This window comes from Ramlibacter albus (assembly GCF_014297445.1).
Classification (GTDB): Bacteria; Pseudomonadota; Gammaproteobacteria; order Burkholderiales; family Burkholderiaceae_C; genus Ramlibacter; species Ramlibacter albus.
Genome location: NZ_JACORU010000001.1, coordinates 765,122 through 780,255 on the forward strand (window position 1 = coordinate 765,122; position 15,134 = coordinate 780,255).

At 68.0% G+C, this 15,134-nt stretch carries 15 protein-coding genes; 4 read left to right on the forward strand and 11 right to left on the reverse strand.

All coding sequences use genetic code 11. The annotated features are described in order from the left end of the window. Positions 1–11 precede the first annotated feature (11 nt). The gene (recG, locus tag H8R02_RS03635) at positions 12–2,183 is read right to left on the reverse strand and encodes an ATP-dependent DNA helicase RecG (protein WP_354004862.1); all 2,172 of its coding nucleotides are present in this window, start codon (positions 2,181–2,183) and stop codon (positions 12–14) included. On the opposite strand from recG, the gene queA reads away from it, so the two are divergent. The 3 genes from queA to H8R02_RS03650 are packed head-to-tail and all read left to right on the forward strand — an operon-like array spanning position 2,118 to position 4,794. Then, complete coding sequence (gene queA, locus H8R02_RS30255) at positions 2,118–3,146, forward strand: tRNA preQ1(34) S-adenosylmethionine ribosyltransferase-isomerase QueA (protein WP_255429132.1); 1,029 nt, start codon at positions 2,118–2,120, stop codon at positions 3,144–3,146. The two genes, recG and queA, sit on opposite strands and share 66 nt — an antisense overlap. After that, the gene (gene tgt / locus H8R02_RS03645; RefSeq protein WP_187079970.1) at positions 3,140–4,267 is read left to right on the forward strand and encodes a tRNA guanosine(34) transglycosylase Tgt; all 1,128 of its coding nucleotides are present in this window, start codon (positions 3,140–3,142) and stop codon (positions 4,265–4,267) included. The genes queA and tgt overlap by 7 nt, the downstream gene beginning before the upstream one ends. Positions 4,268–4,287: 20 nt before the next feature. Then, positions 4,288–4,794, forward strand: coding sequence for a hypothetical protein (locus H8R02_RS03650; protein ID WP_187079971.1), 507 nt, complete (start codon positions 4,288–4,290; stop codon positions 4,792–4,794). A gap of 12 nt (positions 4,795–4,806) precedes the next feature. Here H8R02_RS03650 and H8R02_RS03655 read toward each other — a convergent pair whose 3' ends face one another. The 10 genes from H8R02_RS03655 to H8R02_RS03695 form a co-directional block, all read right to left on the reverse strand. Further along, positions 4,807–5,610, reverse strand: a complete 804-nt coding sequence (locus tag H8R02_RS03655) for a DUF2145 domain-containing protein (RefSeq protein WP_187079972.1) — start codon at positions 5,608–5,610, stop codon at positions 4,807–4,809. 37 nt (positions 5,611–5,647) lie between these two features. Then, complete coding sequence (locus tag H8R02_RS03660; RefSeq protein ID WP_187079973.1) at positions 5,648–6,100, reverse strand: hypothetical protein; 453 nt, start codon at positions 6,098–6,100, stop codon at positions 5,648–5,650. Further along, on the reverse strand, positions 6,097–6,543 hold the full coding sequence (locus H8R02_RS03665) for a YiaA/YiaB family inner membrane protein (RefSeq protein ID WP_187079974.1): 447 nt from the start codon (positions 6,541–6,543) through the stop codon (positions 6,097–6,099). Before H8R02_RS03665 ends, H8R02_RS03660 begins: the two co-directional genes overlap by 4 nt. 96 nt (positions 6,544–6,639) lie before the next feature. Beyond that, on the reverse strand, positions 6,640–7,581 hold the full coding sequence (locus tag H8R02_RS03670; RefSeq protein WP_187079975.1) for an alpha/beta fold hydrolase: 942 nt from the start codon (positions 7,579–7,581) through the stop codon (positions 6,640–6,642). Positions 7,582–7,684: 103 nt separating this feature from the next. Continuing rightward, on the reverse strand, positions 7,685–8,698 hold the full coding sequence (locus H8R02_RS03675; protein ID WP_187079976.1) for a hypothetical protein: 1,014 nt from the start codon (positions 8,696–8,698) through the stop codon (positions 7,685–7,687). Then, complete coding sequence (locus H8R02_RS30260) at positions 8,695–9,567, reverse strand: class I SAM-dependent methyltransferase (RefSeq protein ID WP_255429133.1); 873 nt, start codon at positions 9,565–9,567, stop codon at positions 8,695–8,697. Before H8R02_RS30260 ends, H8R02_RS03675 begins: the two co-directional genes overlap by 4 nt. Then, complete coding sequence (locus H8R02_RS30265) at positions 9,564–10,922, reverse strand: FAD-binding oxidoreductase (RefSeq protein ID WP_255429134.1); 1,359 nt, start codon at positions 10,920–10,922, stop codon at positions 9,564–9,566. The genes H8R02_RS30260 and H8R02_RS30265 overlap by 4 nt, the downstream gene beginning before the upstream one ends. Further along, a complete protein-coding gene (locus H8R02_RS03685; RefSeq protein ID WP_187079977.1) occupies positions 10,922–11,281 on the reverse strand; it encodes a DUF805 domain-containing protein in 360 nt (119 codons plus the stop codon). The genes H8R02_RS30265 and H8R02_RS03685 overlap by 1 nt, the downstream gene beginning before the upstream one ends. After that, positions 11,278–13,224, reverse strand: a complete 1,947-nt coding sequence (locus H8R02_RS03690; RefSeq protein ID WP_187079978.1) for an MFS transporter — start codon at positions 13,222–13,224, stop codon at positions 11,278–11,280. Before H8R02_RS03690 ends, H8R02_RS03685 begins: the two co-directional genes overlap by 4 nt. Positions 13,225–13,243: 19 nt before the next feature. Continuing rightward, a complete protein-coding gene (locus H8R02_RS03695; RefSeq protein ID WP_187079979.1) occupies positions 13,244–14,059 on the reverse strand; it encodes a hypothetical protein in 816 nt (271 codons plus the stop codon). A gap of 139 nt (positions 14,060–14,198) precedes the next feature. Here H8R02_RS03695 and H8R02_RS03700 point away from each other — a divergent pair, with 139 nt between their 5' ends. Further along, positions 14,199–14,930: a helix-turn-helix domain-containing protein gene (locus H8R02_RS03700; RefSeq protein WP_187079980.1), complete on the forward strand. Its 732-nt coding sequence runs from the start codon at positions 14,199–14,201 to the stop codon at positions 14,928–14,930. Positions 14,931–15,134 lie beyond the last annotated feature (204 nt).

Genomic DNA, 15,134 nt, shown 5'->3' on the forward strand with positions numbered 1-15,134 from the left:
TCCCCATGTAACTACGCTTTCAGGTACTCCGATTTTCCACCCAACCAGCGGCCGATGTGTCGTTCGGCGTATTCCGGGTGACGGTCGAGCATGACAGGTGCGAGCTGGCGGGCCCAGTCGAGCAGGTGCGTATCCGTCATCAAGTCCGCAAAACGAAGCAGCGGTGCGCCCGATTGGCGGGAGCCCAGGAATTCGCCGGGGCCACGGATTTCCAGGTCGCGCCGCGCGATCTCGAAGCCGTCCGACGTTTCCTGCATCGCCTTCAGGCGCGCTTTCGCGGTGTCGCCCAGTTTGCCGTGGTCGCCGGTCGAATAAAGAAGCACGCACGCCGAAGCTGCGGCGCCGCGCCCGACGCGCCCGCGCAACTGGTGCAGCTGCGACAGGCCGAAGCGCTCCGCATGCTCGATCACCATCAGCGACGCATTCGGCACGTCGACCCCCACCTCGATCACGGTCGTCGACACCAGCACGCCCATCTGCCCGCCGACGAAGAGCGACATCACTGCCTTCTTCTCCGGCACCGGCATGCGCGAATGCAGCAGGCCCACCATCACGCCCGGCAAGGCTTCGCTCAACTGCTCGTGCGTGGCGGTGGCGTTGGTGAGGTCCAGCGCCTCGCTCTCCTCGATCAGCGGGCAGACCCAATAGACCTGCCGGCCTTCGGCGACCTGGGCGCGGATGCGTTCGACGATCTCGTCGCGCCGCGAGTCGGCGACGAGCTTCGTGACGACGGGCGTGCGGCCCGGAGGCAGCTCGTCGATGGTGGAGACGTCGAGGTCCGCGTAGTAGCTCATGGCCAGCGTGCGCGGGATCGGCGTCGCGGACATCATCAGCATGTGCGGCTCATGCCCGGGTTCGAGCATCTTGCCGCGCAGTGCCAGCCGCTGCTCCACGCCGAAGCGATGCTGTTCGTCGATCACCGCCAACCCCAGCTTCGCGAACTGCACCTGCTCCTGGATCACGGCATGCGTGCCCACCACCAGGGCCGCTTCGCCGCTCGCGATCAGCGCCAGCATCTCGCCACGCTCTTTCTTGCGCTGGCTGCCCGTGAGCCACGCCACCCGCTGGCCGCGCGGGGCGAGCAACGGCTCCAGCCAGCCGATCAGCTTTCGGAAGTGCTGCTCCGCGAGGATTTCCGTCGGCGCCATCAGCGCGCATTGCCAGCCGGCGTCGATGGCGACGGCAGCGGCGAGCGCGGCAACGATCGTCTTGCCGGAGCCCACGTCGCCTTGCAGCAGCCGGTGCATCGGCACGTCGCGGGCGACGTCGCGCGCGATCTCCTCGCTCACTCGGCGCTGCGCGGCAGTCAGCGAGAACGGCAACGCGGCCAGGAGCTGCTCGTGCAGTCCGCCCTTTTTCGCCTTCAGGCGCGGCGCCTTCAGCTTGTCGCGCGCGCGCTTGCTTTGCAGCTGCGACAGCTGCTGCGCGAGCAGTTCCTCCGCCTTCAGGCGCTGCCATGCGGGGTGGCTGCGGTCTTCGAGCGTGGCCATCGACACGTCTGGCGTGGGATGGTGCAGGAAGTGCAGCGCCTCCTTCAGCGTCCAGTGTGGCCGCTTGGGTACGTCCGGCGGGATCGTGTCGCCGAGCTCGGCCCGTGCGAGACCCGATGCGACCGCCTTGCGCAGGTAGGCCTGCGGCAGGCCCGCCACGGTGGAATACACGGGTGTCAGTGCCGTCGCGAGCTCGCCACCCGCCGGCTTCCAGCTGGGGTGCACCATCTGGAAACCCAGAAAACCGCCCTTGAGCTCGCCCCGGATTCGCAGCTTCGTGCCCACCGCCAGCGACTTCTGCTGCGAGGGATAGAAAGTGAAGAAGCGCAGCACGCAGGTGTCGGTGCCGTCGTCCACGGTCACCACCAGCTGCCGGCGGCCGCGGTACTGCACCTCGCAGTCCGTCACCGCGGCCTCGATCTGCACCGTGTCGCCGTCGCGCGCATCCTTCAGCTTCACGATGCGCGTCTCGTCCTCGTAGCGCAGGGGGATGTGCAGCGCCAGGTCGATGTCCCGCGTCAGGCCCATCTTCCTGAGGGCTTTCTGCGGGGCGGACTCGGCCTGGGTCGTGGGCATGGGACAATTCTGCCTTCTCACTTGGAACGGGTCCGTCCGGCCCTCAAGCGCATGCAACGCACGTTCACTTTGGGCGATTTCGATTTCGCCCTGCCCCCCGACCTGATCGCGCAGCACCCGGCACCCGAGCGCAGCGGCTCGCGCCTGCTCGATGGCACCGGTGACGCGCCGGTCGATCGCATCTTCCGCGACCTGCCGCTGCTGCTGCAGCCCGGCGACCTCGTCGTCTTCAACGACACCAAGGTCGTCAAGGCGCGCCTCTTCGGCGAGAAGCCCACGGGCGGCAAGCTGGAACTGCTCGTGGAGCGCGTACTGCGGGATCACGAAGTCGTCGCGCACATGAAGGTCAGCAAGAAGCCGCCGCCCGGTACCGTGCTGCGCATGGACGGCGGCTTCACGGCGACGCTGCTCGGGCGCTGGCCCGACGCAGACGGTGCGCTGTTCCGCTTCCGCTTCGATGCCGACCCGTACACGGTGATGGAGCAGCACGGCCACGTGCCGCTCCCACCCTACATCGAACACGCGGACACCGCGCAGGACGAGCAGCGCTACCAGACCGTGTTCGCGAAGAACCCCGGCGCCGTTGCCGCACCGACAGCCGCACTGCACTTCGACGAAGGCGTCCTGGCCGCGCTCGAAGCACGCGGCATAGAACGCGCCAGCGTCACCCTGCACGTGGGCGCCGGCACCTTCCAGCCGGTGAAGACCGAGAACCTCGCCGAGCACCGGATGCACAGTGAGTGGTACGAAGTGCCTCGAGGCACGCAAGACGCCATCGCGCGGTTGCGCGAACGCGGCGGCCGGCTCGTTGCCGTCGGCACCACCACCGTCCGCACGCTCGAATCGTGGTCGCTCACGGGCCAGGCCAGCGGCGACACGAGCATCTTCATCACCCCCGGCTTCGTGTTCCGCGAGGTGGACCTGCTCGTCACCAACTTCCATTTGCCCAAGTCCACGCTCATGATGCTGGTGAGCGCGTTCGCGGGCTACGAACACGTCATGGACCTCTACGCGCACGCCGTGAGGGAGCATTACCGCTTCTTCAGCTACGGCGACGCGATGCTGCTGCAACGATGCTGACATTCGACCTGCTCAAGACCGAGGGCCTCGCGCGCCGCGGCCGCCTCACCCTCAACCACGGCGTGGTGGAGACGCCGATCTTCATGCCTGTGGGCACGTACGGCACGGTGAAGGGTGTCACGCCGCGCTCGCTGGACGAAATGGGCGCGCAGATCATCCTGGGCAACACCTTCCACCTGTGGATGCGGCCCGGCCTCGACGTGCTCAAGCAGTTCGGCGGCCTGCACAGGTTCGAGAGCTGGGGCAAGCCGATCCTCACGGACTCCGGCGGCTTCCAGGTGTGGTCGCTCGGCGAGATGCGCAAGATCAGCGAGGAGGGCGTGAAGTTCGCCTCGCCGGTCAACGGCGACAAGCTGTTCCTCACGCCCGAAGGCTCGATGCAGATCCAGACGGTGCTGGACAGCGACATCGTCATGCAGTTCGACGAGTGCACGCCCTACGAAACCAAGGGCCACCTCACGACCGAAGCCGAAGCCCGCTTCTCGATGGAGCTGTCGCGCCGCTGGGCCCTGCGCTGCAAGGCGGAATTCGAGCGCCTCGAGAACCGCAACGCGCTCTTCGGCATCGTGCAGGGCGGCATGTTCGAGCACCTGCGCGAGGAGTCGTTGCAGGCCCTCGTCGAGATGGACTTTCCCGGTTACGCCGTCGGCGGAGTGAGCGTGGGCGAGCCGAAGGAGGACATGCTGCGCATCATGGCGCACACCCCTCATCGGCTGCCCGCGGACAAGCCACGCTACCTGATGGGCGTGGGCACGCCGGAGGACCTCGTCGAAGGCGTCGCGCAGGGCGTGGACATGTTCGACTGCGTCATGCCGACTCGCAACGCGCGCAACGGCCACATGTTCACGCGCTTCGGCGACCTGAAGATCCGCAATGCGCGGCATCGCATGGATGAACGTCCCCTTGACGAGACCTGCAGCTGCTACACCTGCCGCAATTTCTCGCGCGCGTACCTGCACCACCTGGAGCGCTGCGGCGAGATGCTGGCGCCGATGCTCGCCACCATCCATAACCTGCACTTCTACCTGGACCTGATGCGGCAGGTGCGCGAGTCCTTGGACGCCGGAAACTTCGCCTCCTTCGCGCAGCAGTTCCGCTCCGACCGCAAGCGCGGTATCTAGCCGGCATTACCATCGCGCCCATGGGGCGCCAACTCCTCCACGCACTCACGCGCGTCATCGCGCGGCTCGCCGCGTGGCCGCTCGCGCTGCTGATCCTCTTCGAGGAGTGGGGCTGGGAGCCGCTGCAGCGCGCCCTGCTTCGCCTCGCGAAGTTCCTGCACCTCGAATGGCTGGAAGCGCGCATCCGCGAGCTGCCGCCGTACGCCGCCCTCGTGCTCTTCATCGCACCCTCGCTGTTGCTGCTGCCCGTGAAGCTGCTCGCGCTCTGGCTGGTCGGCCAGGGCCGCATGCTGCTCGGCACGCTCGTGATCGTCGCGGCCAAGATCGTCGGCACCGCCATCGTCGCGCGCCTGTTCACGCTCACGAAACCCGCGCTGATGCGCCTTGCGTGGTTCGAGCGTGCCTACAACGCCTGGATCACCTGGAAGGCAGCGCTGCTCGCGATCGTGCGCGAGTCGTGGCCGTGGCGCTGGGCCCGCGTGGTCAAGCGCCGCTGGCGCCGGGCGCTGGCGCGCAGGGGCGCTTGACGCACCCCACGCTCATAACCGCACCACCGTCGGCTCACCCCCGAGCTGCGCGCGCCGCAGCCACGCGAACACCGAATCCACCGTCACGGTCTCGATCCGGTCGCTGAAGCGCTTCTCGTTCGGGTGGTCGTCGAACGCCACGTTTGCGGACCCCATGCGCCCGCCCAGGCGCGTCAGCGGCCCCAGCACCAGCACACCTGGTTCGTAGCCCTTGAAGCGCAGCCAGGCCTGCGCCTGCTCCCGCGTCGCGATCGTCGGCTCCGCGGCGGCCGCCAGCGTCTCGATCGCCCATTGGTTGGACTGCTGGTAGCGCTGCCCCCACGCGTAGCTCACGATGCTGTACGGCTTGCGATGCAGCTGGAGCGAGCGCGGCGTGTCGGCCACGAGCGCGAGCACCTGGGCCTGCATCTCGCGCGGCGGCGTCACCCAAGCGGCCTCGTAGCGCCAGAGGTCGTCGAGGAAGAACTCGGCCAGCCCCTGCCGGTAGATCGCCGCGTCGGCCGTGCCGCAGTGGTTGAGCTTGTGCAGCACGCGCCAGGCGGGGCTGCCGTCGGTGCCGCTCGTGCGGTAGGCGATGCCCATGTGCGAGTAGCGCAGGCCGTACTTCGTCAGGTCCTGCCCCGTGCGCGCGAGCAGTACCACCTGCGTGCCGCTCGCCGCGTGCTGCTGCTCCAGCGCGGCATGCGTGCGCTCGGCAAGCGTGATGCCGCGCGCGATGGTTTCGGCGCTGGCTTTGCGCGGCTCGCAGGACCGGCCGGCATGGGCCGGCGCGGCGAACGCGCAGGCGAGGGCGGACGCGAGCAGCAGGGCGCGCATGCCGGCGCACGGCCGTTGATGCTGGAGGCTTGGCATGTCAGTACGTCAGGCGTTCGTTGTGCAGCAGTGCGCGGCCCAGCGCGTTCGGCACGAAGGCAATCGCCTCGCCCGCGACCGAGAGCACGACGCCCGCGCCGACCACGCTGCACGTCACGAGCGTGCCGGCTGCGACGGAAGCGCTGCGCGCGCCGCGGTCCACCACTTCGATGCTGACGCGCGCGCCGTCGGAGGCCCGTTCGAGCACGTACACCGTGCCGCGCGCGCTGGCCTCCACAACTCTCACGGTGAGGACCGCGCCTGTGGCGGACAGCGCGAGCGGAACCACGGCGACGGCGCCCGCCGCCACGCTCGCGGTGCCGACCACCGACGCGACGGGCAGCGCCGACAACGCGCTCAAGGCGGACACTTCGCTCTGGGCATGCACCGGCTGCAGGTCGGCTGCGGCGGCTGCGGCGGCTGCGATCGAGAGGGCAACGATGCGGGATTTCATTCGCGGGCTCCCTCGATGGCTTCGGCCAGGTCGGCTTCGTGCGCGTCGCGCAGCGTCTTGGCCAGGGTGAAGGTGCAGGTGATCAGGTACAGCCAGCTCACGCCCAGGTAGGCCTTGTAGGTTTCATTCACTTCCATGCGCAGCAGGCCCCAGCCGGTCAGCGCCATGGCGAGGAAAAAGCCGCCCCACACCACCAGCTTGAACATCGAGGTGTCGCCGGCGCGGCCACCCTGGCGCGCCTTTTCGTTGTCGCGCACGAACTTCGCGAGCACGAAGGCCGCCGACAGGCAGAACATGTAGCCCATGATCATGAATGCGCGATCGAGGTCCTTGCCCGGCAGGTACGCCAGGCCCACGCCGCACAGGAACGCGGCAATGAGGAACGAGACCCAGACCTGCATCTGCCAGGCCTTGGTGTCGCGCGAGATCAGGACTTTCTGCATGGAACCCTCCGGGGGTTGTTGAACATGGCCGCGAGTGTGGCCAGCCGACCCGGCGAAGGCGAGGGAAAACCCGGGGAGTACCGGAAAGCGATACCGTCAGGGGAGCGTGCGCAGCACTTCGACGATGCGGGTGTTGAACAACGTCACGTCCTCGATCTGCGGGATATGGCCGACGCCCGGCAACACCACGAGGCGCACGCGAGGCAATTGCGCCTTCAGCGCCTGCGCCTGCGCGAGCGGCGTCACCGTGTCCTCGGCGCCCCAGACCAGCGTCACCGGGCTCGCGTAGGCGCGGTAGCTGCGCGGCTTGACGCTTGCAGGCCGCTCGCAACCGAGGGCGAACTGCCTGGCCCAGTCGCCGAGGCCCGCGCTGAAGTGCTGCACGGTGAACGGTTGCTGGTAGATGGCCGCGCGCGCCGGCGTGATGACTTCCGTGCGCGCCACGAACTGGCGCAGCCAGTGCTGCGTCAGGTGAGGCTCGGTGGCCGTGGCGCCGACCAGTGCGGTGCGAAGGCCCGGCCAGCCGAGCACGGCCTCGGCGACCGCCGGGTTCTCGCAGGGCTTTTCTTCATCGCCCTGCAGGCCGATCGCCGCATCGACGAGCACGAGGTGCGCGATGCGCGATGGATCGAGCATCGCCGCCTCCGCCGATGGGCCGCCGCCGAACGAGTGGCCCAGCAAGGTGACGGGTTGGGGCCCGAGCTGCGCTGCGACGGCCTGGATGCGGCGCGCCTGCGCGATGCGGCTGTAGTCGCCGTTTGCCGGCAGCTCGCTGTAGCCGAAGGGCGGCAGGTCGATGGCGACGACGCGAAAGCCCGCATCTGCCATGGCCTGCGCATTGCTCACCCACGTGCCGGCCCACGCGCCCGTGCCGTGCACCAGCAGCAAGGGCGGCGCATCGCGCCGGCCCCACTCGCGCGCGTGGATGCGCGTGTCGTGCGCCTGGAACCACAGGGCACCGGCCGGTGCGGCCTGCGCGCGCGCCTGCGTTTCGGCCGATGCGAGGCGCACTTGGCCGTTGATCAAGACACCAGCCATGGCGGCCAGCAACAACGCGAAGACCGCCAGCGGAATCGATACAGCCCACCAGAGCGCGCGACGGATGCGCCTGCGTCGCCTGCGCTCGATGCGGGCCGGATCGCTAGTAGTCAAACACGTGCTCCACCTGCACGCCCGCGCCTTGCCACTCGCGCAGCGCGGCGCCCAGCTGCTGCACCTTCGCCGTCGCGACCAGCCGCTTGCGGCCCGGCTCGGTGAGGATGGGTTGTTCCAGCAGTTCCTTGTCGATGCCGGCCTTGGGCCGCCACTCGTTCGCGCCGATCAGGCTCACCAGGATGATCGACTGGTTGCCCGCGATCTCGCGGAACTCCACGCCTTGCGCGGCCAGCGCCTGCGCGTACGTCATGAAGGCTTCGTAGCGCGGGATCGTCACCACGGCCGCGCCATCGGTCAGCGTTTGCAGCACCTTCATGTCGGGCAGCTTCGGGTCCGGTTTCGGCGCGGGCTGCACGACGACGGCAGTCACGAGCAAAGGCGTCTCGTAGATCGACTTCGTCCCGGCCTTGATCAACTGCCCGTACAGCGCCTTGATGCCCAGCTCGGTCGTGAGCGCGAAGCGCCGCTCCCACTTGCGCAGCATGTCGGGCCCGGTCGCCGGAACCTCGGTCCACAGCGCCTTCAGCTGCTTGCCGAAGTCGTACTCGTACCAAGGCAGCACGCGGATGAAGTCCACATAGTCCTGCGCGATCTTCGCGGCGTGCCTGTCTTCCGCCGTGGGCGCGGACGTCGTTGCTTGCGAGAGCCGGCCCAGCAGGCGCTCGTAACCCGAGCGCAGCGCGTATTCCACCGTGGTGCTCGTGCCGATCACGAAGACCATGAGGTGGTAGCCCGGGTTCAGGTCGTGCCCCATCGCCCGGCTCTCGCGCGTGACCGCGCCGTAGCTCTCCCAGAACTGCCTGATGTGGCCGAAGAACGGGAAGTTGTCCGGCGACGCCTTCTTCACGTACGCCGCGTACTCCGCCGGGCTGAACACGAGGAACCACTCCGGGAAGGTGAGGAAGGTCTGCTCGACGCCGCGCACGTGCTCCTTCGGCGTGACCTGCGCCGCCGCGAGCACCGACACGCCCGCCAGCAGGGCCGCGAGCCAGCGTTTCACGCGCCCTCCTTGCGGAAAGCCATCAGCACGTTGTCGGAAGGGTCGTGCGCCTGCAGCAGCCGCTCCCCGGTGTGCCTGAGCCCACAACGCGCGAGCGTGGCGACCCAGTCGTCCACCGGCCGGAAAAAACGCAGCTCCGCCTGGTTGGTAGCCCATGGCACACCGAGCCCCGCGTTGAAGACCGTGTGCGCGAGCGACACGAACGTGTTCATGTCGTCGCTGGTCACGTCGTGGTCGCGCACGATGAACACGCCGCCCGCGGGCAGCAGCCGCACGATCGACTGCATGAACGCGTCGAACTTCTCCAGCGGGCAGTGGTGCAGGCCGATGTAGGCCGTGACCAGCTGGAAGCCGCCCGCCGGAAGGTCCTTGGGCAGCGGCGCGTAATCGTCCAGCGGCACGAAACGGCCGATCTTGCGCAGCCCGCCGCGCTCGGCGATGTCCACCGGCGAGAAGGTCGGCGCGAGGTCGTTCACCAGCACGATCGGCTCGCGGATGTCGAGGTGCTTGCGCAGCTCGCTCACATAGCGGCCCGTGCTGCCGATCTCCATGTAGCCCTCGATGCGCTTCGTGCCGCCGAGCAGCTTGAGCGTCTGGCGCGCCATCTCCTCCTTCTGCTTGAAGAGCGACGGCAGCGCGTAGGTCACGTCCGCATGGAAGGGCTTGATGCGCGGCAGCTGGCGCTGCACGTGGCGGTAGATCGCCTCGTCGTCGCCGAACTGCGTGCAGCTTTCCTTGATGAGCGCGTGGAAGCGGTCTTCCGGGTAAAGCCGGTAGATGTTCTGCAGGAACTTGTAGAACGCGTCGTGCATGCGCACGTCGCCGAAAACGGCCTTGAACTCGGAGGGCGGGCGGTTGAAGGTGATCATGTCGGCGTGGCCAGCGTGGGGGCGTAGTACTTGTCCCAGAGCACGTTGCGGAAGCGGAAGCCGGGGTCCAGCCGTCGTTTCAGCGCGAACAGCTCCTTCGCGCGCGGGTAGGCGGCGTGGAACTGCTCCTCGGTCGCATGGGGCTGGTACGGCAGGTAGTAGGTGCCGCCGCAGCTCACCGCCGCGTCGATCAACTCGCGCGTCCACACCGCCACGCGGTTCTTCGCGCTGTCGCGGGTGCGCTGCTTGTAATAGAGCACAAAGGCAAACGTCTCGCCGCGCGCCCACGCCATGACCGAGCCGGGGTCCGCCTGCGCGTGCCGCACGGACACGTTCAGCGCGTTCACGCGATGCCGCTTCAGCACCTCCGCCATCTTCGGCACGAACTCGTCGAAACGCTCCACCGGCACGAAGTACTCCTGCAGCACGTAGGTCGTGCGCTTGCGCGATGCAGGCTCGAGCTCCGCGACGTCGTAGCTCGCCTCGAAGTTGCGCCAGTGCACCTTGCGCGACGCATAGAGGAGAGGGTCGATCAGGTACTCGCGGCGCCACTTGCCCAGCGGCGTCTCGGTGACGGCCCAGACGAAGTAACGCTCCAGCGCATAGCCCGCGCCGCCGCGGTGCAGCCGGCGCGGCTCGGTGACCGCCTCCTCGGTGCGCACCCAGGTGACGGAACGCGCGCGCTCGTAGTCGGGCGGGTAGAGGTCGGCATTGTGGAAAATCGCATCCTTCGAGTGTCGCACCTTGGCCTTGAAGTGTTCGATGTAGTCGCGCGCGGACATCTTCATCGCGAGCCGCTTGACCTTCACGTTGTCGGCCAGCTGCAGCTCCACTTCGACGATCACGCCAAGCCCGCCGTAGCTGCCGATCACGGCGTAGAAAAGCTCGGTGTTCTGCGTGGGCGTGCACTCGTGCACGCTGCCGTCGGCCATCACCAGCTTGAACCAGCGCACGCTCAGGATCACCGGCCCGAGCCCCATGTAGCGACCGTGCACGTTGACGCTCAGCGACCCGCCCACCGTGAAGTTGGCGTAGGTCTGCATGATCTTCACCGACAGGTCATGCGGGTCCACGAAGCGCTGGATGTCGCACCAGCGGATGCCGGCCTGCACGCGGATCGTCTTGTCCACCGGCGAGAACAGCAGCACCTTGTTCATCGACCGCATGTCCAGGTGCAGGCTGTTCGGGCTCGCCGTCTGCCCGCCCATGCTGAAGTGGCCGCCGCCGACCGATACAGGCCCGTCGAAGCGGCGGATGGCTTCGACAACGTCCTCCACGGACTGCGGCTTGTTGATCGCCCACACGGTGACCGGGTTCAGCCCCGTCACGTCGTTCACGACGAGGTTGTTCTGCATCAGCCGCCCACCACCAGGAAGTCGGCCGTGTCGCGCCTCGGGTCGGCCCCGTAGCGGTTGTCGCTGGCGGAGCCGCGGCGCAGGCTTTGCCACAGCAGCCAGAACGCGCCGAGCACGGGCACCAGCCCGAACAGCAGCCACCATGCGGAGTAGTCGCGGTCGTGCAGGCGCCGCGCCAGCGCGGCCAGCAGCGCCCACAGCACGAGCGGGTTGAGCACCCACACGCGCGCCGCGCCGAGGAGCGGCTCCATCGCCGCATCGAGCACGACGAATGCGATGCCGATCAACACCACGCGCAGCCAGAACGCAGCGCGCGAAAGCCGGCCGCGAAAGCCGAACACAGGAAGCAGTTTCCTCAAGCCGTCCCTCCATCCAGAAGCAATTGAACGCGTTGCTGCAACGCGGGCGGGCTCACCTGCCGCCCCGGCTCGGGCGCGCCGACCTCCAGCCCCACGCGGCTGAAGAACCCACGCCGGAAGGGCCGCACCATCGCTCGCCCGGACTCGACGCGGCTGAAGAACGAGCCCCACAAGCCCGTCAGCGCCATCGGGATCACGGGCGGGTCGAGCCCCTCCGCGTGCGCGCGCTGCAGCGCCTTCATGATCCCGCCCTTGAATTCATGCAGCTGCCCGTCGCTGGTGATCGCGCCCTCCGGGAAGATCGCGAGCAGGTCGCCCTCGCGCAGCACCTGCGCGGCGCGCTCGAAGGCTGCCTCGTACGCCGCGGGATCCTCGGTACGCGACGCAATGGGAATCGCCTTCGCCAGCTTGAACAGCCAGCCCAGCACCGGGAACTTGAAGATGCGGTGGTCCATCACGAAGTAGATCGGCCGCGGGCTCGCCGCCATCAGCAGCACCGCATCGACGAAGCTCACGTGGTTGCACGCCAGGATGGCCGCGCCTTCCACCGGGATGTGGTCGTCGCCGCGCACGCGGAAGCGATAAATGATGTGCGACGCGATCCACGCCACGAAGCGCAGCAGGTATTCCGGCACCAGCAGGAAGATGTAGAACGCGACCACCGCGTTCGCCAGCCCCACCACCAGGAACACCTGCGGGATGCTGAACCCTGCTGCCAGCAGCGCACCCGCGATGAGCGAGCTCGCGATCATGAACAGCGCATTGAGGATGTTGTTGGCGGCGATGATCCGCGCGCGGTGCGTCGGCTGCGCGCGCAGCTGGATCAGCGCGTACATCGGCACGCTGTAGAGCCCCGCGAACATCGACAGAAGCGCCAGGTCCGCCATCACGCGCCAGTGCGCAGGCACCACGAGGAACTGGCCGAGCGTCAGCGTCGCCGATGGCGGCAAGCCACGCGAGGCGAAGTACAGGTCCACGGCAAACACGGTCATGCCGATCGCGCCCAGCGGCACCAGCCCGATCTCGACGTGCCGCCGCGACAGCATCTCGCACATCAGCGAGCCCGCGCCGATGCCCACCGAGAACACCACCAGCAGCAGCGACGCCACCTGCTCGTTGCCGTGCAGCACGTCCTTGGCGAAGCTCGGGAACTGCGACAGGAACACCGCGCCGAAGAACCACATCCAGCTGATGCCCAGCAGCGAGCGGAACACGACGATGTTCCCGTGCGCGAGCTTCAGGTTGCGCAGCGTCTCGGTGAACGGGTTCCAGTTGATCGCGAGCCCCGGGTCCGTCGCCGGTGTGGCGGGGATGAAGTGCGCGACCGCCCGCCCGAGCAGCGCGACCGCGATGCAGCTGATGCCCACGTACTGCGGCCCGACCTGCGGGATCGCCACGATCAACCCGCCCGCCACGTTGCCGAGCAGGATGGCCACGAAGGTGCCCATCTCCACCATGCCGTTGCCGCCGGTGAGCTCGCGCTCGCCCAGGTGGTGCGGCAGGTAGGCGAACTTCACCGGCCCGAACAATGTGGAGTGCAGCCCCATGAGGAAGGTGCAGGCCAGCAGCACCGGCACGTTGGCGTTGAAGAAGCCGAACGCCGCCAGCACCATGATGCCGACCTCCAGCCACTTCACGAAGAGGATCAGCGTGCGCTTGTCGTACTTGTCGGCCAGCTGGCCGCTCGTGGCCGAGAACAGCAGGAAGGGCAGGATGAACAGCGCGCCGATCACCAGCCCCGCCTTGTCGGCGGGAAGCCACGACACCTGCAGCTGGTAGGTCACCATCACGGTGAACGCGAACTTGAACAGGTTGTCGTTGCCCGCGCCGCAGAACTGCGTCCAGAAGAAGGGCGCGAAGCGGCGTTGCGCCAGCAGCGCGAACTGGCTCGCGTGGGCTTGTTCGGCAGCGGCAGGCGCTCCTTCGGCGATCACAGTGCTCATCCCGGGTCCTCTCGCTCTTTCAGGCGTTGCTCCAGCGGACGTCCAGGTCCTGCTCCACCCCGGTCTCCGCGGGGGCATTCTGCCTTGCCCGGCGCGCGCTGACGAGAGCCGCGATGACGGGCCAGGCGGCGAAAGCGGCCACGATGTGTTTCAAGGTGTGGCCGGAGACCGTGTGCCACGTCAGCTCGAACACCGCGTAGTCGTTGATCTCCAGCAGCTTGGCCACGCCGTAGACGACGATGACCAGCGCCCAGTTCACCGGCTGCGCCACGTGCCGCACCGGCAGGCTGGCCAGCCACCACAGCACGGCGATGCCGCCGAACTGGAACACCGCCCAGGGCAGCAGGTTGCCCGTGGCCTGCCACGTGTACACCGCGGCCAAGCCCGCGGCCAGCGAGAGCAGCCCCGTGGCCGCGCCGGCGCGCTCGCTCACGTGGCCCGCCGCCGCCATGCCCAGCAAGCCCGCCATGGCGAACGTCATGGTGTAGCGGTCCAGGGCCAGCCCCGAGTCCATCGGCGCGAGGTGGTACGTGGCCGAACCGAGCGCGACCAGCAGCAGGCCGCAGAAGAAGAGCAGCGCCATCGCGCGCTGCATGTTGGTCAGGCTGCGCGCGGGTGCGAGCCACAGGCAGGCGAGGCCGGCGAGACCGGCGATCGCGAACGGCACGTTCGAGAACACGTCCATGGCATACACGATGCCCAGGAACGAGCGCTGGTCGGCGAAGTCATGGAAGTGCGGCGACTGCGCGAGCGAGGGGCCGCCCATGGCGGCGGCCAGGAGCGTGGCGATGGCCATCAACAGCATGGCTTCGGTCTTCGTGAGGATCGATGGCATGGTGGTTTTCCTTTTCTTTCGGGGGACGTTGGGGAACGCGGCGCAGTGTCGGGCGCCTGCCCTTACCGGCCAAGCCATTTGCGCTACAGTCGCGCAGCCACGCTTGCCCGGTATCGCGGCGCGATACCCCCCTACTTCCATGAGCACTACAGCCGACCTGGTCGCCGCCATCAAGAAGGAGTTGAAGTCGTCGCAACTGACCTATGCCGACCTCGCGCGCGGGCTCGGCATGGCGGAGTCGAGCGTCAAGCGCATGCTGGCCAAGGGCGACATGCCGCTGTCGCGCATCGACGCGATCTGCCGCGTGCTGAAGCTGGACTTCGCGGAGCTCGCCCGGCGCGTGGCCGACGCGCAGCCGCTGCTGAAGGAGCTCACCCACGAGCAGGAGCGCGCGGTGGTGGCCGACAAGAAGCTGCTGCTGGTGGCGATCTGCGTGCTGTCGCAGTGGACGCTGGAGCAGCTCACCAGCTACTACCGCCTCACGGAAGCAGACGGCATCAAGTACCTCGTGCAGCTCGATCGCATCGGCATCATCGAGTTGCGGCCGCTCAACCGGTACCGGCTGAAGCTCGCCAAGACCTTCCGCTGGCGGCCCAATGGGCCGGTGATGCAGTACTTCCGCGACCACGTGGTGCTGGATTATTTCGGCGGCGGGTTCGACGGCAGCGCCGAGACGCTGCTGCTGGTGCACGGGTCGGTGAGCAGCGGCATCGCGCCGTCTTTCGTCGACCGCATGCAGCGGCTCGCGTCCGATTTCGCGCAGCAGCACCTGGCGGACCAGAAGCTGCCGGCGAACCAGCGCGAGAGCTTCACGCTGGTGATGGGGATGCGGACCTGGGAGTTTGCGCAGTTCGCGGCGCTGCGGCGTTGACGCGTTGACGCGTTGACGCGTTGACGCGTTGACGCGTTGAGACGTCCGTAAGCGTAGTCTCGAGCTCGCCACTCTGATGTGCGTTGCTCCCCCCATCCCTCCCCCCGCCCTCCCCTCCCCTCCGGGAAGGAGAGGGAGCTAAATCGGACAGCCGATTTGGGCTCGTCGCCTTGGACACGGCCGAATCGGGAGACGTCGGGGGGT